Consider the following 22,529-nt stretch of genomic DNA (forward strand, 5'->3'; position numbering starts at 1 on the left):
AGATGCCCATTTCCAGCATGACCGGATTTGCCCGGCACTCCGGCGAGCGCCAAGGCCTGTTCTGGCAATGGGAGATCAAGAGCGTGAACGGCAAGGCGCTGGACGTTCGCCTTAAGTTGCCACAAGGCTTCGAGGCGCTTGAAGTGCCGGTGCGCGCCGCGCTGGCCAGTGGCTTCCACCGTGGCAATCTGCAGGTCACGCTCAGCATCAGCGGACAGATCGCGCGCGAAACGGTGCGCCTCAACCAGGACATACTGGACCGGCTGGTGCAGGCCGGAGAGGCGCTGCGGGAGCGCATCGGGGGAGAGCCGCTGCGGGCCGATGTCCTGCTCTCGATCAAGGGCGTGGTGGAGGTTGCCAGCCTGCCGGAGGATGAGGCGGACGCCGAGCAGCGCAACGCCGCCATCCTCGCAAGCTTCGGGGAGGCGCTCTCATCGCTTGCCGCAGCGCGCCGCGAGGAAGGCGAGCGGCTTCGCGCCGTGGTGGGCGCACAGGTTCAGCGCATCACCGATTTGTCGGATGCCGCCCGCGCCAACCCTTCGCGCAGCCCGGACGCGATCCGCGCCAGGCTCGCCGAGCAGGTCTCGCGCCTGCTCGAGACTGGCGCTGCGCTGGACCCCGACCGGCTGCACCAGGAGGCGGTGATGGCCGCCACGCGCGCCGACATTCAGGAGGAGCTGGACCGGCTCCAGTCTCACGTGGAGGCAGCCCAGGCACTTCTGGCTTCCAATGAAGTGGTGGGGCGCAAGTTCGATTTCCTGGCGCAGGAGTTCAACCGCGAGGCCAACACGCTGTGTTCCAAATCCGCCGACCGGTCCCTCACCGCGATTGGCCTCGATCTCAAAACCGTCATCGACCAGATGCGCGAGCAGGTTCAGAACATCGAATGAAGAAGACAGCCGACATGACTTTTATCTCGCGCCGCGGCCTGCTGCTCGTCATGTCGTCGCCTTCGGGTGCCGGCAAGACAACCCTGTCGCGCCGACTGCTTGCGTCGGACGCCAACATCACCATGTCCGTCTCTGTCACCACCCGGGCGCCGCGGCCCGGCGAGGTGGACGGCCGGGACTACCACTTCATCACCCATGCCGAATTCGCCCAGCTGCGCGACCGCGAGGAGCTGCTGGAATATGCCGAGGTCTTCGGGAATTTCTACGGCACGCCGAAGCGCCCGGTGATCGAGGCGCTGCAGGCGGGGCGCGACGTTCTCTTCGACATCGACTGGCAGGGAACCCAGCAGCTGGGTGCGACCATGGGGGAAGACCTGGTGCGCATCTTCATCCTGCCGCCCACGGCGGATGAGCTGCTCCAGCGGCTGATGGGCCGAGCCCAGGATTCCACCTCGACCGTCGCCAAGCGCATGGCCAAGGCTGCAGCCGAGATCAGCCACTGGCCGGAATATGATTATGTGATCGTCAACGAAAGCCTCGACGTGGCCAGCGCCGAGATCGAAGCCATCCTCCGCGCCGAACGCCTGCGCCGCAGCCGCCGCGTGGGGTTGACGCAATTCGTCCGTGAGCTGACGAAGGATTTGTAGATCACTTCATTGACGTCATGCCGGCCTGCGCTGAGGTGACGGTATGGCTGGAATGCGATTATGCGAGGGATCTCACTTAAACCTTCCCGCGCTCTACCCAACCCGCGCCGCAAGCCGGGCAAAGGCTTCGACGGGGAGTTGTTCGGCTCTCAGCTCCGGATTGATGCCGAGTTCGGCGAGCAGGGGTTCGGGCTCTGCGAGAATGCTCCGCAGGCTGGCGCGGAGCATTTTGCGGCGCTGGCCGAAGGCGGCGGCGGTGACGCGTTCCAGCGTGGCGAGCGTGCAGCGGGGTTCGGGCATGGACCGCGGGATCAACTGAACGATGCTCGAGGTCACCTTGGGGGCGGGCGTGAAGGCGGAGCGATTCACGTCGAACAGCTTCTTCGCTTCGCAGCGATACTGACAGAGCACGGAGAGGCGGCCATAATCCTTGCCGCCGGGCCGGGCCACGATTCGCTCTGCCACTTCCTTCTGGAACATCAGCGTGAGCGAGTCATAGAAGGGCGGCCATTCGCCAAGGGTCAACCAGCCAATGAGCAGCGGCGTTGCGATATTGTAGGGAAGGTTCGCCACGATCTTGGTGCGGGTGCCTGAGGCCAGTGCGGCGTAATCCGCTTCCAGCGCATCGCCTGCGATGATGGTGAGGCGGCCGGGATAGGCGGCCGAAATCTCTTCAAGTGCGGCAATGGCGCGGTCATCCCGCTCGATGGCGATGATGCGGGTTGCACCCTCCATCAGCAGCGCGCGCGTGAGGCCGCCTGGCCCCGGGCCGATTTCGATGATGGTGACGCCTTCCAGCGGGGCAGCAGCTCTGGCAATGCGGCGGGTGAGGTTCAGGTCAAACAGGAAGTTCTGGCCCAGCGCCTTGCGGGCCGCAAGGCCATGGCGGGCAATCACCTCCCGCAGGGGCGGCAGCGTGTCATCGCTCACCGCTGGGACCCGGCCATGCGCGCAGCGAGGCGGATGGCGGCAATGAGGCTTTTCGGGTTGGCGGTGCCCCGGCCTGCAATGCCCAATGCGGTTCCATGATCGGGCGAGGTGCGGATGAAGGGCAGCCCCAGGCTCACATTGACGCCGCCATGAAAATCGAGAGTCTTCACCGGGATCAGCGCTTGATCGTGATACATGCAGAGAATTGCATCATAATTGGCGCGCGCCTCGGCATGGAAGGCGGTGTCGGCAGAGAGTGGCCCCATCACGTCAAGGCCTTCTTCCTTCAGCGTTTGTAGGGCGGGGCGGATCAGATCGATCTCCTCGCGGCCCATCGCGCCGTTTTCTCCGGCATGCGGGTTGAGGCCGGTGAAGGCCAGGCGCGGGCGGGCGATGCCGAAATAGCGCGCGAGATCACGCGCGGTGACGCGCGCCTGGGACAGGATGGCCTCACGCGTCAAAGCCTGCGGCACGTCCTTCAGCGGAATATGAACGGTGACGGGTATGGCGCGCAGGTCTTCCGCCACCAGCATCATCACCTCTTGCACGGCGTGACCGTGGCGGGCTGAGAGATGCGCCAGATAATCCGTGTGGCCCTGGTGCCGGAAGCCCGCGCTGTAGAGCGCGTCCTTCTGGATGGGGTTGGTTACGATGGCGGAGGCCTGACCTTCGAAGGCGAGTGCCACGGCTTCATCAATGGCGGCAATCACCTGAGGCGCGGTCTCTGGCGAAATCGTGCCGGGCACAGGATGGGCCAACAGGGGGCGGTGAAGAACAGGAAGGGCCCTAGCGAACACAGCCGGCGCTTCGGAAAGCGCCGCGATCTGCGTGAGGGGCAGGCCCGGGCAGCGCGCCTGCCAATAATGAAAGTCTCCCAGCAGGGCGAAGGCGCATGGGGCGTCCTGGTGGAGGGCCTGCCAAGCGAAGCCGCTAATCTCTGGTGCAACGCCCGCAGGCTCGCCGCAGGTGAGAAGAAGGGGAGCCGGCGCCATCAGCTTACTGCTGCGCGTAGCTCGGGTCGCGATACTCGACATAGAGCTTTTCGCGCGCCGTCTTCAGATAGTCCTCTTCGATCTTGTCATATTTCTCGTTGATGACGATGCGCCGGGCCTGCTCACGGTCCGGCATCTTGAAATCGGGCTTGGGCGGGGTGAGCTTGCGCACACCGCACCAGGCGATGAGCTGAATGCCGCCCTTGCCGCGCATCGGGCCAATGGCATGGCCTTGGCCTGCCTGTTCCAGCGCTTGCCGCATCTGGGGCGGAACCCGTGCTGCATCGGCTTCAAATTTCTTGCCGGGCTTCACGTTGAAGATGCCTTCTGAGGCGGCCTTGAGCGAGCCGCAGCCCTTCAGCCGCTGCGCCACCTGCTGCGCCTCAATGGCACGGGACTGCAGCAGCATGGGATCATCGCCATCGACGGGCAGCAGAATCTCCATCAGCGAATAGACGGTGATGGGCTTCATGCGCGGGTCGTTCATGATCTTGGACATCTGGTCGCCGAACTTGGCCTTGATCTCCGCCAGCTTGGCATCGACCTCGGCGTCGGTTGCTTCCATGTCGTCCTTGTATTTGCCGTTGATGATGCGGCTGAACCCCATGGAGGCGGCCAGATAGCGGCGGAAGCTCTTTTCGGTGATGCCCTTGGCCTTCAGCTTGTCGATCAACTGTTGCTTTGTCAGTTTCAGATTCTTGGCGATACGGTCAATGCGGTCCGTCACATCGGCGTCGCTGGGCAACATGTTGAAGCGGCCGGCTTCCACGAGCTTCACCTCGTCGTCGATCAATTCCTGCAGCGCCTTCTGCTTGCTCATTCCGCCTTGCGGAAGATCGCCCAGAACTTCGAGCAGAACGATGCGCTGGCTCAGGTCCAGCTCGGTGATCGGCTGGTCATTGACCAGGGCAACGATGCTGGCAGAAGCCGCCAGCGCCGGCGCCACGCCGCCCAAAGGCGACAATGCAAGGAAAACCGCGGCTGCCGCAGCGGCAAGGCGTCTCATGTTCAGCATCAGAGCTGGAACCCGCCCGCGATCACGCCGATCGTCCTGAGCTCAACGCTGAGGTCGATCCGGTATTCCGTGCCGTTGTCGGAAACGCCAAATTGATCGGTGTGCGACATGGAATAGGTGAGATCCGCCTTCATGCAATCGCAGTCGAATGTCACGCCCATTTTCTCATCCATCGGCTTATCGTTCTGGATGTCATAGCGGAAACCGCCAAAGACGCTCCAGGCGTTGTTGAGATAGTAGCGTGCGTCCGCCCAGACCTGCTGTTCATTGTCAGGCCGCCCGTAATTGGCGGCCGCCGAAATATCGGCGTAGTTGAATGAGCCGGAAAACTTGCCGAAATTGAGGCCGAGTGAAGCCTCCTGGACATTGATCCGCGAGAGATCTTCCTCCATGCGCGCCTGATAGCCCAAGGTCACGCTTGGGGTGAGCTGGAGGGCCACGCCCGCCACCAGGTCGGAGGCCGTGCCGTCGAGGCCCGAGCCTGCAAGGAAGCTGTTTTCGCCCGCGATGTGGAAGCTTTCGCCAAAGGTGGCGCGCAGGAAGCTGCCGCTTTCGGCCATGAGCGTGTAGTTGACGCCGGCATTGGCCCTTAGGCCCCCCTCCCAGCGGTCATAGCCGGTGAAGCGGTCGCTGAGGAAAAGATTGCTGGTGTCGAAGTTGAGGGTGATTGCGTCTTCGTTGGCGTTGTTGTGCTGGTTGGGCTCGGAGGGCGAGGCGATGATCTGGGCCACCGGCGTCAGCACGCTCTGCAAGGTGCCGAAGCTCGCCACGAAGGGCATGCGGGTATCGATCCCCGCAGTCGGCGTCAGATCGAATTCGGAGTCTTCGTCAGAAGACGCGCCCGGAACGTTCTCGGAATAATAGGCATCCGAGCGGACACCGGCGAAGGGCGTCACCAGCAGGCCGGACTGGGAAATCATCTGGCGCTTCCAGTCCGCATAGGCGGTGAAGTGGGACTGTTCGGTTCCCAGCTCGATGCCGTTCTGCGGCTCGTCCACCGAACTCCGGCGCTCCAGCGAATAGGCGTTGAAGCCATAGGAGAACTCGCCGCCCAGCACTTCGGTGCCCAGCACATAGTCACCGGTCACGAAGGGCGTCGCGATCGGCATCTCGCTTTGGTCCTGGTCTTTGACCAGGGTCTGCCAGCCGATGATCTGCGCCTTGGTATAGTTCCGGTCGTTCAGGCCCGTGGCCTGAACGTAACTCGCCAGCATATTGCGGGAATCGATATCATAGTCGGAAAGGAACTTCCGGTCGCTCACCACCGTGCCGTCCCAGCCCCAGTCCCAATTGTCGTTGATCTTGAAATCGCCCTGGGTGCGGGCACCCCCTCGCCAGGGGCTTCCAGTCTCGTTCGACTTGCTCAGGCTGGTTTCATAAATGCCGTAGCCAGCGATCGAATAGGTGCCGGACGACAGGCGGTGGCGGAACTCCGCATCCGCCAGGACGCCGCGCCGCGTTGTCCACATGGGCGAGAGCGTCAAGTCCATGTTGGGTTTGATGGCCCAGAAATAGGGTGTGGCAACGCCGAAGCCGAAGTCGCCCGAATGGTAGGAGGGAATCAGGAAGCCGGTGCGGCGCTTCACCGTTGGATCCGGATAGGCGAAACGGGGCGCCCAGAGGACCGGCACGTCGCCCAACTTCAGGCTCACATCCTTGTAGTAAATCGTGTGGGTGTTGAGGTCATGCTTTGCCTCACGCGCCACGATCTGCCAGATGGGGACGCCGTCTTCCGTCACGCAGGTCTGGCAGGCGGTGTAGCTGGCGTTCTGGTAGATGGTGACGCCATTCTCATAACGCTTGGCATAGATCGCCGTGATGGTGACGTTGTTGGTGAGCAGCGCCTTCACATGATTGGCGAAGCCTTCCTTGAAGGTGTCGCGCAGCTGCGCTGAATCTGCCTCCAGAATGTTTCCGTTGGGCTCCTTGAGAATGACGGAGCCATTGGCCTCGAAGGTGCCGCTCTTCATGTTGTAGGCGACGCGGGTGGCGGTCAGGATATAGGGGCCGTAGGTCAGCTGCACGGTGCCGGTGGCGGTGGCGACCTTCGTGTTGGCATCATAGGTGAGGCGTTCGGCGATCACGTCAACCCGCGTTCCCTTGGGGATCGGCTTATCCTCGGGGGCGACGAAGGCAGGCTGGTCGGCGATTCGGGCAAGGGAGGAGGGTACGGTCAGCCCCAGGCCAGCAGCCGCCATCAGGCCAAGCAGACAGACCTGCAGTCCCGGCACTCTTTTATAGCGCTGGCTGAAACGGTGTTTTGCCACCTGACCCCGACGAACTCACTTCCTTGCACAAGTCTTAACGGCTTTCGGCTGAGCCGTGAAGCCCTACTATGTCATTCTCCGACGGGATTGCGGCACCGCGAAGAAGGTCGCTCGTCATGGTTAACGGGGCCTTGTTTCCGCTGGGGCCGCCCCCATGATTCCCAAAGCGGGAAAAACCCGCTAAGAGGGAGCTCCATTCCGCAAAGGCACCCCATGAAAATCAGTTTTTCCGCCGCCACCCTGCCGAAATCAGGCGTTCTCATCCTGCTGGTTCCGGAGGGGACGGCCCTCACTGGCCTTGCCGCCGAGGCTGACCGCCGGGCGGACGGGCAGATCAAGCGGGCCATGGCGGCGGCAGGATTTGGCGGCAGGCGGGACACGACGCTGGACATCGTGGCGCCAGGTGGCGGCTTCAGCCGGGCGGTGCTGTTCGGGGTGGGGGCGCTAGCCAATCTTCGCACGCTCGATCTCGAAATGCTGGGTGGTGCCGCCGCGGCCGTGATCCAGGCCGTGAAGGCCGAGACGGCGGTGATTGCGGCCGATCTCGACGGAGGAGGACTGGGTGCGGCTGAAACCGCGGCCCGCATCGGCTCCGGCGCCAAGTTGCGGATCTACAGTTTCAACCACTACAAGTCGAAGAAGCCCGAAGGCCGGGAGCTGAAGGAGATCACCCTCCTGACGGCTGATGCCAAGGGTGCGCGCCAGCGCTTCCTGGGCCTTGAGGCGGTGGCCGAGGGCGTCCATCTGGCCCGCGATCTGGTGAATGAGCCGCCGAATCGCCTGCACCCGGTTGAATTCGCGCAGCGCATGAAGCCGCTCGCCAAGCTTGGCCTCAAGATCTCCGTTCTCACCCCGGCGCAGATGAAGAAGCTCGGCATGAACGCGCTTCTGGGTGTTGCCCAGGGCTCGGCGCATGAGGCGCGCATGGTGGTGATGGAATGGAAGGGCGGCAAGGCCGGAGAGGCGCCGCTGGCCTTCATTGGCAAAGGTGTGACCTTCGATACGGGCGGCATTTCGATCAAGCCGGCCCAAGGCATGGAGGACATGAAGGGCGACATGGGCGGTGCCGCCTGCGTTGCAGGCCTGATGATGGCGCTGGCCAAGCGCAAAGCCAAGGTCAACGCCATTGGCGCCATCGGCCTGGTCGAGAACATGCCGGACGGCAATGCGCAGCGCCCAGGCGACGTCGTCACCTCAATGTCCGGGCAGACGATTGCGGTTCTCAACACGGATGCCGAAGGCCGGCTCGTGCTTGCTGATGTGCTCTGGTACATCCAGGACAGATTCAAGCCGCGTTTCATGATCGACCTGGCGACGCTCACCGGCGCCATCATGGTGGCGCTGGGCAAGGAGCATGCGGGGCTTTTCAGCAACAGCGACGAGCTGTCCCAGCGCCTGTCAGAGGCGGGCTATGCCACGGGCGAGAAGGTGTGGCGCATGCCGCTCGCGCCCGAATATGACAAGATCATCGATCATGACGTGGCCGACGTTAAAAACACGGGCGGGCGCCATGCGGGTGCGATTACCGCGGCGCAGTTCCTGCAGCGCTTCGTCAACAATGTACCCTGGGTGCATCTGGACGTGGCAGGCACGGCAATGGACGGCTCGCGCAACGCCATCAACCAGAGCTGGGGCTCTGGCTGGGGTGTGCGTTTGCTCGACCGGTTGGTGTCGCAATATTACGAGAAGTGACGCCGCTCAGGCGGCAACAGCCTTCCTGAGGGGCGCGCAGCTGCCACGGAGCATCAGTTCCACCGGCATCACCGTGTCGTGCGGAATGCCCTGCTGGCCACGGATGAGGCCAACGAGCTTTTCCACCGCCCTGGCGCAGATATCGGAGCGGGGAACATGAACCGTGGTGAGCGAGGGATAAGCGTTCTGGCCGTCCGCCGTATTGTCAGCGCCGATGAAGGAGATGTCCCCCGGCACATGCATCCCGCGGTCCCGGCACACATCCATGGCGGCGCAAGCCATGCTGTCACTGGCGCAAAACACCGCTGTTGGGGGCTGGGACAGTTCAAGCAACTGGCGCATGGCTTCCGCCGCACCGTCCCGGCGGCCATGGCCGTTCCGGACCATGGCTTCCTCAACTGCAAAGCCCAGGCCGCGCAGGGCGGACATGTAGCCGGTCTGACGATCGGAAGCAGCGCGCGAATCGGGTGTGCCGGAAATATGGGCAATGCGGCGATGGCCCATGCTGGCGAGCTGGCGAACCGCGAGATCCGCCACGAGATGGTCATCCACCCGGACGGAGGGGACGTGTGATTCGTAGATCCGGTCGAAGATCTGAACCACCGGCAGGTCGGGGCGGGGGCCGGTCAGGCGCTCGACACCCGATCCGCCATCCATCACCAGCATGCCGTCCACCCGGCCGGCGCTGAGAAGCTCGGCATAGGCTTCACGGTATTTTTCGCTCTTCGCCGTGAAGCCCACGATCACCGAATAGCCCATGGACAGCGCCGCGTCTTCGACGCTGCGCAGGATCCCGGGACAGAATGAATCATCTACACAGGGTGCGAGCAGCAGGAGCGTGTCCGTGCGCTGGATTCGAAGGGAGCGGGCCACAAGATTGATCTTGTATCCACAGGAGGAGGCAGCGTCCCGCACGGCGCGGCGTGTTCCATCCGCCACGAGGTCAGGATTGCTGAGAGCGCGGGAGGCCGTCGCTACGGACACCCCAGCAAGTTTGGCAACATCCGATAAGGTCGGTCGCATCATTCAACCCGAAATGGTTTACGCCGCCGAAAGTAACCCACAACCGGAGCGTTTCAAATTGCCAAAAATGATAATTTGCTGACTGGACCCATATTTTATATTATTTTGGTACCATCTCTTTCAACCGGTTTCATCTCCTGCGATAATGGAGGTGAACAATTTCATAGTGCCAAGTAACTGATAGTTAATAGGAATGCCCGTGAGGGCAGCAACCTTCCCTTAGGTGATGCCGGGGCCCGCTTGCCCGCGTCAGAACGACACATCTTGGAACCCATGAATTAAAAATTCACGATGTCTTCACTCAAAAACGACGCGTGCCACGCGAGCTGATCGGCCATAAAGCTGGAAATGAAGTAATAGGAGTGGTCATAGCCCTCCTCCATCCGCAGTGTCAGGGGAACGCCTCCAGCCAGGCAGGCCTCCTCCAGCAACCATGGGCGCAATCCGTCCTCCAAAAATGAATCGGCGGTGCCCTGATCCACCAGCAAAGGGGGCGGCCTTGCCCCGTCCTCGATCAGTGCGACAGCATCCCAGGCCCGCCAAAGTGTTTCGTCCGCGCCCAGATAGGCTGCAAATGCGCCGCGGGACCATTCCGCCGTCATCGGGTGGACGATGGGTGCGAAGGCCGAACAGCTCCGGTAGCGGCCCGGGTTCTTCAGAGCGGCCACAAGCGCGCCGTGGCCACCCATGGAATGGCCGAAAATGCCTTGGCGGCCCATGTCCGCCATGGGGAAGTGTGCTGCCAGGAGGGCGGGGAGTTCCGCCGTCACATAGCTGTACATGCGATAGTTCTTCGCCCAGGGCTGTTCCGTCGCATCCACGTAGAAGCCCGCACCGCAGCCCAGCTTCCAGTTCTCCGGTTGATCTGCCACGCCCTCGCCCCGCGGGCTCGTATCCGGGCAGACGATGATGAGGCCAAGCCGTGCCGCGGCCTCGCGGTATTCGCCCTTCTCCATCACATTGGCATGGGTGCAGGTGAGGCCGGAGAGATACCAGAGCACCGGCAGCTTTGCCCCCGGCTGGTGTGGCGGCACGAAGACCGCAAAGGTCATCGGGCAGGCACAGGCGGTGGAGGCGTGGCTATAGACGCCCTGCTGGCCGCCATGGGACGTCCACAGCGATTTCGTCTCAAGCGGCATCAGAACAAGACCACGCTGCGGATGGATTTGCCTTCATGCATCAGGTCGAAGGCCTTGTTGATGTCATCGAGGGGCATCGTATGGGTGATCATCGGGTCGATCTCGATCTTGCCTGACATGTACCAGTCCACGATCTTCGGCACATCGGTGCGACCACGGGCGCCGCCGAAGGCGGTGCCCTTCCAGACGCGGCCGGTGACCAGCTGGAAGGGCCTCGTGGCAATTTCCTGGCCCGCAGCGGCAACCCCGATGATGATGGACTGGCCCCAACCCCTGTGACTGGCTTCCAGGGCGATGCGCATGACCTTCACGTTTCCGGTGCAGTCGAAGGTGTAATCCGCCCCGCCGATCTGGTCTGCCCCGCGCTTCGTCATGTTCACGAGATGGGCCACGAGATCGCCATCGACCTCCGAGGGGTTGACGAAATGGGTCATGCCGAAGCGCTCGCCCCAGTCCTTGCGGGCGGGGTTGAGGTCCACGCCGATGATCATGTCCGCGCCTGCCAGCTTCAGGCCCTGCACCACATTGAGGCCGATGCCGCCAAGACCGAAGACGATGGCCGTGGCACCCGCCTCGACATTGGCGGTGTTGACCACCGCGCCCACGCCCGTGGTCACGCCGCAGCCGATATAGCAGATCTTGTCGAAGGGGGCGGCGGGGTTGACCTTGGCGACGGCGATCTCGGGCAGGACCGTATAGTTCGAGAAGGTGGAACAGCCCATGTAGTGATGGATCTTCTGCCCTTTGTAGGAAAAACGCGAGGTGCCGTCCGGCATGAGGCCCTGACCCTGGGTGGCGCGAATGGCGGTGCAGAGATTGGTCTTGCGCGACAGGCAGGACGGGCACTGGCGGCATTCGGGCGTATAGAGCGGGATCACATGGTTACCCGGCTTCACCGAGGTGACGCCGGGGCCAACCTCCACCACCACGCCTGCCCCTTCATGGCCGAGGATTACCGGAAAGAGGCCTTCGGGATCCGCCCCTGACCTGGTGAACTCATCGGTGTGGCACACACCGGTGGCCTTGATCTCGACCAGCACCTCGCCAGCCTTGGGACCTTCGAGGTCCACCTCCACGATTTCCAGTGGCTTTCCGGCTTCGAAGGCAATGGCGGCGCGGGATTTCATGGCAGCAACTTCTCCTCAAATCGATCTCAGGCGAGGCACATATCGCGGCGGCCCGGCCAGCGCCAGAGCCAGAAGAACCAAAGCCGCAGGAACGGATTGCTCTTCCGGTATCCGTCCTCAATCCGAAGACATGCATGCGCACGTATGGAAGACCGCGGGGTTTCGGCCTAGTGTCGCCCCGCACGAAAGGCTATTTTGTTGATGAGACGCTTGGTTTTCCTGTTGATTGGCGCGGTGATCGTCGCCGCGGCTGCGTTCGGCATCCGGCATTATGGTGTGGATGTGATGGCGCTGACGGGCATGGGCTCCGGTGCCAAGGCGGTGAGCACGGCGCCTGCAGCGCAAACTGGAGGTGGTGCCAGGTCCAATAGAGGGCCCGCTGCGGTTGAAACAGCCCGCGCGTCCGCTTCACGATTGAGTGATGACATTCAGGCCATCGGCACGCTTCTGGCCGATGAAAGTGTGGCGATTGCCCCCGAGACCAGTGGCCGCATCGCCCGCATCGCCTTTCAGGACGGCGCCAGTGTTTCCGCCGGAACGCCGCTGTTCCAGCTCGATCCAAATCTCGCAAAGGCGGAGCTCGACGATGCCCGGGCACGGCTCAAGCTCGCGGAGGCGAATTTTGCCCGCAACCAGAAGCTCCGCCAGAGCGGCAACGTGGCCCAGAGCGCTTTCGAAGAATCACAATCCGCGCGCGACGTGGCGCAGGTGGCGGTTGATACCGCTCAGGTGCGGCTTTCCAAATTGACGATCACCGCACCCTTTTCCGGCACCCTCGGCTTCCGCACGATTTCCGAGGGCGCATATGTGACGGCGGGAACGCCGCTGGTCCAGCTCGACAAGGTGGACAGGCTGCAAGTGAGCTTTGCCGTGCCCGAATTGCAGCAGCAGGCGCTGGAAGCGGCCCGCAGCGTCGAATTCACCGCCGACGCGCTGCCGGGCCAGAGCTTCAATGCGACGATTTCCGCACTCAACCCCGCAATCGACGTGAACGGCCGCGCGCTGCAGGTGCGGGCCCAGTTTGAAAACACGGACATGAAGTTGAGGCCTGGCCTTCTGGTGCGGGTGATCGTGAAGGGGCCGGAGCGCGAGGCGGTGGTGGTTCCAGAAGCGGCCATCGTGCAGCGCGGCGACAAGGTGGTGGTGTTCACGGTGGCTGACAATAAAGCGATGGAAGTTGCCGTGAAGCTCGGCAAGCGCATGGAAGGAAAGGTCGAGGTGCGGCAGGGCCTCACGGCGGGCGATACGGTGGTGACCGCCGGCAATGCGCAGCTTTCGAATGGTGCTGCGGTCGATATCGTCTCGGCCGCGGCGGCTGCCGAGTAGCCGCCGATGGGTTTCACCGAGTTCTGCATCAGACGCCCGGTGTTCGCGACGGTGCTGAGCCTGGTGCTGGTGCTGGCGGGGCTTATGTCCTTCTCGCGCCTCACAATCCGCGAATATCCCAACATTGATGAACCGCAGGTTTCGGTTCAGACGGATTATCCGGGTGCTTCGGCCGAGGTGATCGAATCGCAGGTCACACAGGTGCTGGAAGGCTCGCTCGCGGGCATCGAGGGGATCGACACGATCGAGTCCACCTCGCGCGCCGAGCAGAGCCGCATCACCGTGCGCTTCCGCTCGACCGTGGCCATCGATGCCGCCACAAGCGACGTGCGTGACCGGGTGAGCCGGGTCAGGCGGCAATTGCCGGACGAGATCAGCGAGCCCAATATTTCGAAAGTGGAGGCTGACGCCCAGCCCATCATGTTCCTCGTCATGCAGTCGAGTTCGATGAGCGCGGCAGCGCTGACGGACTATGTCGACCGCTTTGTGGTGAACCGCTTCAAGAACCTCGACGGCGTGGCCGATGCCTCCATCAATGGCGCTCGCACCTATGCGATGCGGGTGTGGATCGACCCCGCGCGGCTCGCGGGCCAGGGCCTTACCGTACAGGATGTCGAGAACGCCATCCGCAATCAGAACGCCGATATTCCGGCAGGCCGCATCGAAAGCGTCGAGCGCGAGTTCACGGTGCTGTCCAAGACCTCGCTCGGCACGCCGGAGGAATTTTCACAGATCGTTCTGAAGGAAGGTGGCGGCCTTCAGGTGAAGCTGGGCGATGTGGCGCTGGTCGAGCTCGGCACGGCGGATGTGCGCCGCGAGAGCCGCTATAATGGCGCGACTGCGATTTCGATCGGCATCGTCAAGACGGCGGTGGCAAACCCGCTCGATGTGGCCAGCGAAGTGAAGGAGCTGCTGCCGCGCCTCAACGAGGAGCTGCCGGAGGGCACATCGATCTCCATCGGATTCGACTCCACCGTGTTCATCGACCGGTCGATCCAGAATGTCTTCCACACCATTCTGGAAGCGGTGGGGCTGGTTCTTCTGATCATCCTCCTCTTCCTCCATTCCTTCCGCGCCGCCATCATTCCCGTCGTCACCATCCCCGTGTCACTGATTGCGACCTTCGCCATCATGTATGCCACGGGGCTGACGGTGAACACGCTGACGCTGCTGGCCATGGTTCTGGCCATCGGCCTTGTGGTGGATGATGCGATTGTCGTTCTCGAAAACATCTACCGCCACATCGAGGAGGGGATGAAACCCTTCGAGGCGGCCATCAAGGGTGCACGCGAAATCGGCTTCGCCGTCATTGCGATGACGCTGACGCTCGCCGCCGTCTATGCGCCCATCGCTTTCACGCCCGGCCGCACCGGGCGCCTGTTCCTGGAATTCGCGGTCACGCTTGCCGGCGCCGTCGTCGTCTCCGGTTTCGTGGCGCTGACGCTGACGCCAATGATGTGTTCGAAGCTCCTGAAACATTCGGAGCGCAGCAACATCTTCGCCCGGGTGATCGAAGGCGGGCTGGGCGCGCTGGAGCGCGGCTATTCGCATGGGCTTTCCGCGGCATTGAAGCTGCGCTGGCTGGTGCTGCTGCTGGCCCTGTTCGTGGGTGTTGGAGGCGGCTGGCTGTTCACCCAGATGAAGTCCGAGCTTTCACCCATCGAAGACCGGGGCACTATCACCGTCACCGGCAATGCGCCGGAAGGGGCGAGCTTCGGCTATACCCAGCGCTATGCGCAGCAGGCGGAGGAATTGCTGGCCCAGGTGCCGGAGCTGCGGTCCTATCTGATGATCGTGGGCTCAGGCGACGTCACGCAGTTTCTTTCTTTCGCAAGGTTGAAGGATTGGGCTGAGCGAAGCGTCTCCCAGCAGCAGATCGTGCAGCAGCTTGCACCGAAGCTCCGCAAGATTGCGGGCGTGCATGCTTTTGCCAGCAACCCCGCATCGCTGGGCGTGCGCGGCTTCGGCAAGCCGTTCCAGTTCGTGATCCAGTCCACGGCTTCTTATGAAGAGCTGAATGATCTCGCCAACAAGCTGGTTGAGCGGCTGAAGGACAATCCGGGCCTGGCCGACCTCGACACTGACATGCGCCTCAACAAGCCGCAGGTTGAGGTGGAGATCGACCGCAACCGCGTGGCGGATCTGGGGCTTGATATTTCGGTTGTCGGCCGCACGCTGGAAACGCTGCTGGGCGGGCGCAATGTCTCAACCTTCCAGATCGGCTCCCAGCAATATGATGTGACGGTGGCGCTGCCGGCGGATCAACGCACCTCGCCCGAGACGCTGTCGCAGATTTTCGTCAAGGGCAAGAATGGCGAGATGGTGCAGCTTAGTAACATCGTGAGCTACACGGTGGGTGTGGCGCCACGGGACCTGCGCCGCTTCAACCAGCTGCGCGCTATCACCATTCAGGCCAATCTCGCACCGGGCTATACGCTGGGCGAGGCGATCCAGGCGGTGGACCAGGCGGCAGCCGAGGTGCTGCCGCAAGGCACGATCACGGATCTCACCGGACAGGCGCGCGAGTTCCGCGACGCGAGTTCGAACTTGCTATTGGTTTTCGTCATGGCGCTCGCCTTCATCTATCTGGTGCTGGCCGCACAGTTCGAAAGTTTCCGCGATCCCATCATGATCATGGTGTCCGTGCCGCTTTCGATGACCGGCGCACTTGGGGCCTTGTGGCTCACCGGTGGCACGCTCAACGTCTATTCGCAGATCGGCCTCGTCACCCTGATCGGGCTTATTACCAAGCACGGCATCCTGATCGTGGATTTTGCCAATAAGCTGCAGCAGGAGGGGGTGGAGCGCCGCGCCGCCATTCTCGAAGCCGCAAGGCTCAGGCTGCGGCCGATTCTCATGACAACGGGTGCAATGATCCTCGGCGCCATTCCGCTGGCCATCGCCTCGGGCGCCGGCGCGGAAAGCCGCCAGCAGATCGGCTGGGTCATCGTTGGCGGCATGAGCCTTGGTACGCTCTTGACGCTGTTCGTGGTGCCCTGTGTCTATGCGGTGATGGGCTGGCGACCGAAGAAAACAGACGTGGCGGTAGCCGGACACGCGCAGGCGGCGGAGTAAGCCCCCCCCTCATCTCCCCGTTGCGTTCCGCAACGGGTTCCTTCTCCCGCTGAAGCGGGAAAAAAAGGTGTGCCGCGCGAGGCGTTACGTCTCATCCTCCTCCGGCTCGTCCTCCGTCACCGGAATTGCATAGTTGCCACCGAGCCAGCGGTTCAGGTCCACCTGTGCGCAGCGGGCGGAGCAAAAGGGATGGTATTTCTGCTGCGAGGGTTTGCTGCAGATGGGGCAAGCGCGTTTGGGGCGCAGGCGGACGGGTTCCGCCATCTCACACCTCGGATTGCGGCGCCGTCATCCAGCTGTGGAAGACGGGGTAGCCCGCCCCTTCGAGAAGATGCACGGTTTCGTAAAGCGGCAGCCCCATGACGCCGGAATAGGAACCCGTCAGCAGGCGGACGAAGGCCTCGGCGCGGCCCTGGATCGCATAGCCGCCAGCCTTGCCGCGCCATTCATTGGAGGCGATGTAGCTATCCACATCCTCGCGCGAGAGCCGCTTGAAGCGGACCTTGGTTTCAACGCAGCGGCTCGACACCTTGTTGCCAGGTGCGATCAGGCAGACAGTGGAATAAACCCAGTGCGAGCGGCCGGAGAGGAGGGACAGGCAATCACGCGCCTCGTCCAGGGTTTCGGCCTTGGGCAGGATGCGGCGGCCGAGCCCCACCACCGTGTCCGCCCCCAATACGAAGGCATTGTGCCCCAGCGCGCGGACGAGCGGCATTTCCAGCGCGCGCTGCGCCTTCTCACGCGCCAGCCGGACGGAAAGCGCGCGTGGCGTCTCCCGCTTGTGCGGCAGCTCATCAATGTCAGACGGGTTGAGGAGATCGGGGGTGAGCCCCACGCGCTCCAGCAGCTGAAGCCGGCGCGGCGAGGCGCTGGCCAGCACGAGCTTGACGGGGGCGTGCGCGCCCTTGCTTTTACTTGAAGCGATAATTGATGCGGCCCTTCGTCAGGTCATAGGGCGTCATTTCGACCATCACGCGGTCGCCCGCGAGCACGCGGATGCGGTTCTTGCGCATCTTGCCGGCGGTGTGGGCGATGATCTCGTGATTGTTGTCGAGCTTCACGCGGAACGTCGCGTTGGGCAGAAGTTCGGTCACGGTACCTTCGAATTCGAGCAGTTCTTCCTTTGCCATGTGGCTCCTTAGAGGGGGGTTTTGGAAATCGCGCGGAAAATGGACCTGTTGGCCCTCAAAATCAAGCCTGAGCGGCTAAAGCATCCCCGCATCCATCAGATAGAGCAGGACAGAGGCGCTGACGGCCGCCAAACCCGTTCCAAGGGCGATGGAACCGGAGACGGCGGCCACTGCCTCTTCGTTCCGCTGCGAGAACAGGAAGGCATTGGCACCCGTCGGCATGGCGGCGAAGAGTACGGCCACTTCAGCCCAGAGCGGCGGGATCGAGACCACGTAGCGAACCATCAGGAAAACGAGGAGCGGCATCAGCACCATTTTGAGGGCAATGAGCGTGAACATGCCGCTCCAGGAGCCTTTGAGCGAATAGCCCGCAAGCGATACGCCCAAGGCAAAAAGGGCGGTTGGCACGGAGGCATCCGCCAGCATGTCGAACATGGTGCCGAAGACCGGGTGCAGGCCAAGCCCCGTCAGACGCCAAAGCGTGCCCGCGAGCAATCCCAGCACGATCCCATTGGTGGCGAGGGCGCGGAACAGGTCCTTGGCGGTGCGGGAGATCGAGAAACCACCCGTCGTCTGGAACAGCGCCCGGTGCAGCATGGCAGTGAACCACAGGATGGGCGCATGGATCGACAGGATCATGCCGAGGGGGATCGCCACCTGCTGGCCGAAATGGGCAAGCGCCAGGGGTGTTCCCAGCAAGGCCAGGTTGCCGAAGCCCGCCGCCATGGAGGCCGCCGCACCGCCTGAATAGTCAAGCGAGGGCACGAAGCGCGAGACGAAACCCGCCGCCACCCAGGTGACGGCAAGCCCGCCGAAGAAGGCGAGCCACAATCCCCATGGCGCCCCCTGCTGCGGGCCCATGGTGGCGACCGTCTTGAAGAGCAGGGCCGGGATCGCAACGTTGAAGACGAACAGCGTGATGCCGCGCCCGGCCGCGGCATCGAAGATCTTCGCACGGGTGAAGCCATAACCCAGCACAATCATGCCGAAGACCGGCAGGACGGTGGTGAGGATCGAGTCCACTTAGAGACGTGCCAGAAGAGTTAATCCCACGCGCATTTTATATCCGTCATCCCGGCGCAGGCCGGGATCCCGCTTTCTATCAGCATGGACGGTGGAAGAAGCTGGATCCCAGCCTGCGCTGGGATGACGGCCATTCGGTGTGGGCACTGGCGTCAGAGCCAGGGCTGGCTCTGTGCCTGCTTCTTTTCGAAGCTGTCGATGGAGGCGGCCTTCTCGAGTGTCAGGCCGATGTCATCGAGCCCATTGAGCAGGCAGTGCTTGCGGAAGGGGTCAAGATCGAACTTGATGGTGCCGCCATCGGGCCCGCGGATTTCCTGAGCGGGCAGATCGATGGTCATGGTGGCATTCGCCCCGCGCTCGGCGTCATCCATGAGCTTCTTCAGGTCTTCCGGCGAAACCTTGATCGGCAGAATGCCGTTCTTGAAGCAGTTGTTGTAGAAGATGTCGGCAAAGCTCGTGGAGATCACGCAGCGGATGCCAAAGTCCAGAAGCGCCCAGGGCGCATGCTCACGCGAGGAGCCGCAGCCGAAATTATCGCCGGCCACCAGAATTTCCGCCTTGCGGTAGGCCGGCTTGTTCAGCACGAAGTCCGGCACTTCCTTGCCGTCCTGGGTGAAGCGCATTTCGAAGAACAGGGATTTGCCCAGCCCCGTGCGCTTGATCGTCTTCAGGAACTGCTTGGGGATGATCATGTCGGTGTCGATATTGACGATGTTCAATGGGGCGGCGACACCGGTAAGCATTTCGAACTTCTGCATGTGCTTTGTCCTCAGGCAGCTTGGGGAAGGTCGGTACCGAGGGATTCCTCGGCGCCAATCATGAGGTTGAGATTCTGTACAGCAGCGCCAGATGCGCCCTTTCCGAGATTGTCATAGATCGCCATCAGCAGCACCTGGCCACGGTGGTCATTGGCAAAGACGTGAAGCCGCATGCGATTGGTATCGTTCAGGGCTTCAGGGTTGATGTCCGCGCCACGCTCTTCGCCTGTGAAGGGTGCCACTTCGATGAAGGGCTCACCGGCATAGGTGACGGCCAGGCAATCCCGGATTTCCTGACCCTTCACCTTCTTCGCCAAAAGATCGGTGAAGATGGGTACTGCGCCCATCATGCCTTGCGCATAATTGCCGACGGCGGGCTGGAAGATGGGCGCATGGGCGAGTTCGGCATAGACCTGCATTTCGGCCAGATGCTTGTGCGCGAAGGTGAGGCCGTAGGGGTGATAGGGGATGGCGGCAGCGCCCTTGGCCTCATAATCCTCGATCATCTTCTTGCCGCCGCCCGAGTAGCCGGACACGGCATTGTAGGTCACGGGGTAGTCAGGCGACAGGATGCCGGCATTGATCAGCGGGCGGACAAGCGCGATCAGGCCTTGCGGATAACAGCCGGGATTGGCGACACGTGGCGCGCTGGCGATTTTGGTGCGGTGCAGGCTCGAGAGCTCCGGCATGCCATAGGCCCAGCCCTCGGCGGTGCGGAAGGCGGTTGAAGCATCGATGACGCGGGTCCTGGAGGCTGGGTCGATCATGGCGACCGCCTCCTTTGCCGCATCGTCCGGCAGGCAGAGGATGGCAATGTCCGCGCTGTTCAAGAGCTCGCGCCGGGCTGCCGGATCCTTGCGGCGTTCAGGCACAATCGAGACAAGCGAAACATCCGTCCGGTGTTTCAGACGGTCGCGGATCTGGAGGCCGGTTGTTCCTGCCTCGCCATCGATGAAAATGCTGGTCATGACGCGCCCATATAGAGGGGAAGGCACAGGGCTGCAACATGAAGGGCCCTTTTCATGCAGATCGGCTGGAACCTTAACCTCTGCTTAACTGTTTTCCTTGGCAGAGGGAGACCGAATGATCTGGTCTCCTTAGTCTGCGGGTACCGGTCTCCCCCATCCCCTGCAAACTGAAGTCACCGGAACGCGCAGTGATCGAGAAGCCGGCCGTGTCCCCCTCCACGGCTGGCTTCTTCACGTTCAGGGGATGCTGTCCTCAATTCCATACATGTCATCGTCCGAGAGCCCGAAATGGTGGCCGATCTCGTGAACGAGGACGTGGGTGACGATGTCGCCCAGGGTTTCGTCATGCTCGGCCCAATAGTCGAGAATGGCGCGGCGGTAGAGGAAGACCATGTTGGGCATGCGCCCCGTCTCGGGCGTTGCTGCGTCATGTGCCAGCCCTACGCCCTGGAACAGGCCCAAAAGATCGAAGGGGCCGGCGTCCATCTCCTTCTGGACGTCGTCCGACGGGAAATCGGCAACGGAAATGATGACCTGGCCACACATCGCACGGAAACCTTCCGGCAGGCCCGCAAAAGCCGCCGCCGCAAGCTGTTCGATGTCATTCAGGGATGGGGCGGAAAGGCCCGAGAGCCGGTGCTCCGCCATGGGCAGCAGGTCAGTCGCAGAAGGTGGTGCAGGTGCCGGGTGTGCCCGTCATTGCGTGCACCGTGGCAAAACCGGCCATGGCGCCGGTCGCCAGCGTCAGCAACACGAGGCCCAAAAAGATGCGGCGCAGAAACTTTGCGTCCGCCTGAACAGATGTACCCACTGAAACCCCCACTCGAAATATTGGCGCCGGCCCTTAACGTCGGAATCACTCTTTCGCCACGCCGGTGACATAAAGCCTACCGCATCATTCAGCAACCCTTAATGACGTGCATCACAGTTTGCGATTTTACGGTTAAGCTTTGGATACCAAAACCACGCTTTCACGTGGTTCTGGTTGATTAAGCAATCTGAAGTTGATGAATGATTAACCCAGGGTCCGCACATCGACGAACCGGCCCGCAAGGGCAGCCGCCGCCGCCATTTCGGGCGAGAGCAGGTGGGTGCGGCCCTTGTAGCCCTGGCGGCCTTCGAAGTTGCGGTTGGACGTTGAGGCGCAGCGCTGGCCGGGTTTCAGCTGGTCCGGGTTCATGCCGAGGCACATGGAGCAGCCTGGTTCGCGCCATTCGAAGCCGGCGGCGCGGAAGATCTGGTCCAGACCCTCGGCTTCCGCCTGCTGCTTCACCAGGCCGGAGCCTGGAACGATCATCGCATAGGCCAGCCGGTCCGACACTTTCTTGCCCTCAACGACCCGCGCCACATTGCGCAAATCCTCGATGCGGCCGTTGGTGCAGGAGCCGATCCACACGACGTCGAGTTCCACATCCGTCATCTTCGTGCCGGGCTTCAAACCCATATATTCGAGGGCCCGCCACTTGGACTGGCGCTTTCCCTCATCCGCGATCTCATCCGGATTGGGAACGGCGCCCGCAATCGAGACAACGTCTTCAGGCGATGTGCCCCAGGACACGATCGGCGGCAGGCTTGCGGCATCAAGAGTGATGACGCGGTCAAAATGGGCGCCCTCATCGGTGTGGAGGGTTTCCCAATAGCGCCGCGCCTTGACCCAGTCCTCGCCCTTGGGCGCCATGGGGCGGCCTTCGAGATAGGCATAGGCCTTCTCGTCAGGCGCGATCATGCCCGCACGCGCACCGCCTTCGATCGTCATGTTGCAGACGGTCATGCGGCCTTCCATCGAAAGCTCGCGGATCGCCTCGCCCGCGAATTCGATGACGGAGCCGGTGCCGCCCGCCGTGCCGATCTCGCCGATGACGGCCAGGATGATGTCCTTGGCAGTCGAGTGCTTGGGCAGCTTGCCATCGACCTGAACCAGCATGTTCTTGGCCTTCTTCTGGATCAACGTCTGGGTGGCGAGCACATGCTCCACCTCCGAGGTGCCGATGCCATGGGCGAGCGCCCCGAAGGCACCATGGGTCGAGGTGTGGCTGTCACCGCAGACGATGGTGGTGCCCGGCAACGTGAAGCCCTGCTCGGGGCCCACCACGTGGACGATGCCCTGGCGCTTGTCGAGTTCGTTGAAGTATTTGACGCCAAATTCCGCCGCGTTCTTGGCCAGGGTTTCGACCTGGATGCGGCTTTCATCCTCGGCGATGCCCTTGGACCGGTCCGTCGTCGGCACATTGTGATCGACCACGGCCAGGGTCTTCTCCGGGTGGCGCACCTTGCGGCCGGTCATGCGCAGGCCTTCGAAGGCCTGCGGGCTCGTCACTTCATGGACGAGGTGACGGTCAATATAGAGCAGCGCCGTTCCGTCCTCGGCCTCATGGGCCAGATGATCGTCCCAGATCTTGTCATAGAGGGTGCGCGGCTTGGCCATCGGGGTACTCGCCTTCGAAAAGAATGGATTTTGGGCGTATTTAGCGCGTCGGGGAGTGAAGTCAAACCCCGGGGGCTGGGAGGCAGCAATGCGCTTTCACCT

The 22,529-nt window shown here is 62.6% G+C and carries 21 protein-coding genes and 1 pseudogene; 5 read left to right on the forward strand and 17 right to left on the reverse strand.

Features of this window, described 5'->3' with window-relative positions; genetic code table 11:
• Positions 1-2: 2 nt before the first annotated feature.
• Together ACO06F_RS13060 and gmk are read left to right on the forward strand one after the other, a co-directional pair.
• The gene (locus tag ACO06F_RS13060; RefSeq protein ID WP_421693188.1) at positions 3-890 is read left to right on the forward strand and encodes a YicC/YloC family endoribonuclease; all 888 of its coding nucleotides are present in this window, start codon (positions 3-5) and stop codon (positions 888-890) included.
• Positions 887-1,537 (forward strand): guanylate kinase, encoded by a 651-nt coding sequence (gene gmk, locus ACO06F_RS13065; protein ID WP_421693189.1) that lies wholly within the window; start codon positions 887-889, stop codon positions 1,535-1,537. Before ACO06F_RS13060 ends, gmk begins: the two co-directional genes overlap by 4 nt.
• A gap of 93 nt (positions 1,538-1,630) precedes the next feature.
• On the opposite strand, the gene rsmA is transcribed toward gmk, so the two are convergent.
• Genes rsmA through ACO06F_RS13085 form a run of 4 tightly spaced genes read right to left on the reverse strand, consistent with a single transcriptional unit; the run spans position 1,631 to position 6,672 of the window.
• A complete protein-coding gene (gene rsmA / locus ACO06F_RS13070) occupies positions 1,631-2,467 on the reverse strand; it encodes a 16S rRNA (adenine(1518)-N(6)/adenine(1519)-N(6))-dimethyltransferase RsmA (RefSeq protein WP_421693190.1) in 837 nt (278 codons plus the stop codon).
• Positions 2,464-3,459: a 4-hydroxythreonine-4-phosphate dehydrogenase PdxA gene (gene pdxA / locus ACO06F_RS13075; RefSeq protein ID WP_421693191.1), complete on the reverse strand. Its 996-nt coding sequence runs from the start codon at positions 3,457-3,459 to the stop codon at positions 2,464-2,466. Before pdxA ends, rsmA begins: the two co-directional genes overlap by 4 nt.
• 4 nt (positions 3,460-3,463) lie before the next feature.
• The gene (locus tag ACO06F_RS13080; protein ID WP_421693192.1) at positions 3,464-4,465 is read right to left on the reverse strand and encodes a SurA N-terminal domain-containing protein; all 1,002 of its coding nucleotides are present in this window, start codon (positions 4,463-4,465) and stop codon (positions 3,464-3,466) included.
• Positions 4,466-4,473: 8 nt separating this feature from the next.
• Entirely contained in the window at positions 4,474-6,672 is a 2,199-nt protein-coding gene (locus ACO06F_RS13085; RefSeq protein ID WP_421693193.1) for an LPS-assembly protein LptD, read from the reverse strand.
• Positions 6,673-6,954: 282 nt separating this feature from the next.
• Here ACO06F_RS13085 and ACO06F_RS13090 point away from each other — a divergent pair, with 282 nt between their 5' ends.
• Positions 6,955-8,433 (forward strand): leucyl aminopeptidase, encoded by a 1,479-nt coding sequence (locus tag ACO06F_RS13090; protein WP_421693194.1) that lies wholly within the window; start codon positions 6,955-6,957, stop codon positions 8,431-8,433.
• Positions 8,434-8,439: 6 nt separating this feature from the next.
• On the opposite strand, the gene ACO06F_RS13095 is transcribed toward ACO06F_RS13090, so the two are convergent.
• From ACO06F_RS13095 to ACO06F_RS13110, 4 genes and pseudogenes are all read right to left on the reverse strand, one after another.
• Positions 8,440-9,372, reverse strand: a complete 933-nt coding sequence (locus ACO06F_RS13095) for a LacI family DNA-binding transcriptional regulator (RefSeq protein ID WP_421696682.1) — start codon at positions 9,370-9,372, stop codon at positions 8,440-8,442.
• Between the two features lie 3 nt (positions 9,373-9,375).
• Positions 9,376-9,459, reverse strand: a pseudogene (locus ACO06F_RS13100) (LacI family DNA-binding transcriptional regulator); the annotation flags it as partial.
• Between the two features lie 275 nt (positions 9,460-9,734).
• Positions 9,735-10,595, reverse strand: coding sequence for an S-formylglutathione hydrolase (fghA, locus tag ACO06F_RS13105; RefSeq protein ID WP_421693195.1), 861 nt, complete (start codon positions 10,593-10,595; stop codon positions 9,735-9,737).
• Complete coding sequence (locus tag ACO06F_RS13110) at positions 10,595-11,722, reverse strand: S-(hydroxymethyl)glutathione dehydrogenase/class III alcohol dehydrogenase (RefSeq protein ID WP_421693196.1); 1,128 nt, start codon at positions 11,720-11,722, stop codon at positions 10,595-10,597. Before ACO06F_RS13110 ends, fghA begins: the two co-directional genes overlap by 1 nt.
• Positions 11,723-11,923: 201 nt before the next feature.
• Between ACO06F_RS13110 and ACO06F_RS13115 the strand changes: the two genes are divergently transcribed.
• Together ACO06F_RS13115 and ACO06F_RS13120 are read left to right on the forward strand one after the other, a co-directional pair.
• On the forward strand, positions 11,924-13,048 hold the full coding sequence (locus ACO06F_RS13115) for an efflux RND transporter periplasmic adaptor subunit (RefSeq protein ID WP_421693197.1): 1,125 nt from the start codon (positions 11,924-11,926) through the stop codon (positions 13,046-13,048).
• Positions 13,049-13,054: 6 nt separating this feature from the next.
• Positions 13,055-16,123 carry an efflux RND transporter permease subunit gene (locus tag ACO06F_RS13120; protein ID WP_421693198.1) on the forward strand — a complete coding sequence of 1,023 codons (3,069 nt, stop codon included), beginning with the start codon at positions 13,055-13,057 and terminating at the stop codon, positions 16,121-16,123.
• Positions 16,124-16,207: 84 nt separating this feature from the next.
• On the opposite strand, the gene yacG is transcribed toward ACO06F_RS13120, so the two are convergent.
• From yacG to leuC, 9 genes are all read right to left on the reverse strand, one after another.
• Positions 16,208-16,387 (reverse strand): DNA gyrase inhibitor YacG, encoded by a 180-nt coding sequence (yacG, locus tag ACO06F_RS13125; protein WP_421693199.1) that lies wholly within the window; start codon positions 16,385-16,387, stop codon positions 16,208-16,210.
• A 1-nt stretch (position 16,388) separates the two neighbouring features.
• The gene (locus ACO06F_RS13130; RefSeq protein ID WP_421693200.1) at positions 16,389-17,003 is read right to left on the reverse strand and encodes a Maf family nucleotide pyrophosphatase; all 615 of its coding nucleotides are present in this window, start codon (positions 17,001-17,003) and stop codon (positions 16,389-16,391) included.
• 31 nt (positions 17,004-17,034) lie between these two features.
• The gene (infA, locus tag ACO06F_RS13135) at positions 17,035-17,253 is read right to left on the reverse strand and encodes a translation initiation factor IF-1 (RefSeq protein WP_111197504.1); all 219 of its coding nucleotides are present in this window, start codon (positions 17,251-17,253) and stop codon (positions 17,035-17,037) included.
• 75 nt (positions 17,254-17,328) lie between these two features.
• On the reverse strand, positions 17,329-18,276 hold the full coding sequence (locus ACO06F_RS13140) for an AEC family transporter (protein WP_421693201.1): 948 nt from the start codon (positions 18,274-18,276) through the stop codon (positions 17,329-17,331).
• A 152-nt stretch (positions 18,277-18,428) separates the two neighbouring features.
• A complete protein-coding gene (gene leuD / locus ACO06F_RS13145; protein WP_421693202.1) occupies positions 18,429-19,034 on the reverse strand; it encodes a 3-isopropylmalate dehydratase small subunit in 606 nt (201 codons plus the stop codon).
• An 11-nt stretch (positions 19,035-19,045) separates the two neighbouring features.
• Positions 19,046-20,002 (reverse strand): N-acetyl-gamma-glutamyl-phosphate reductase, encoded by a 957-nt coding sequence (gene argC, locus ACO06F_RS13150; RefSeq protein ID WP_421693203.1) that lies wholly within the window; start codon positions 20,000-20,002, stop codon positions 19,046-19,048.
• A 237-nt stretch (positions 20,003-20,239) separates the two neighbouring features.
• The gene (locus ACO06F_RS13155; protein WP_421693204.1) at positions 20,240-20,650 is read right to left on the reverse strand and encodes a metallopeptidase family protein; all 411 of its coding nucleotides are present in this window, start codon (positions 20,648-20,650) and stop codon (positions 20,240-20,242) included.
• A gap of 10 nt (positions 20,651-20,660) precedes the next feature.
• Entirely contained in the window at positions 20,661-20,813 is a 153-nt protein-coding gene (locus ACO06F_RS13160; protein WP_421693205.1) for a hypothetical protein, read from the reverse strand.
• Between the two features lie 204 nt (positions 20,814-21,017).
• Complete coding sequence (gene leuC / locus ACO06F_RS13165) at positions 21,018-22,427, reverse strand: 3-isopropylmalate dehydratase large subunit (protein ID WP_421693206.1); 1,410 nt, start codon at positions 22,425-22,427, stop codon at positions 21,018-21,020.
• Between the last annotated feature and the right edge of the window lie 102 nt (positions 22,428-22,529).

The organism is Aestuariivirga sp. (assembly GCF_965227715.1).
Classification (GTDB): Bacteria; Pseudomonadota; Alphaproteobacteria; order Rhizobiales; family Aestuariivirgaceae; genus Aestuariivirga.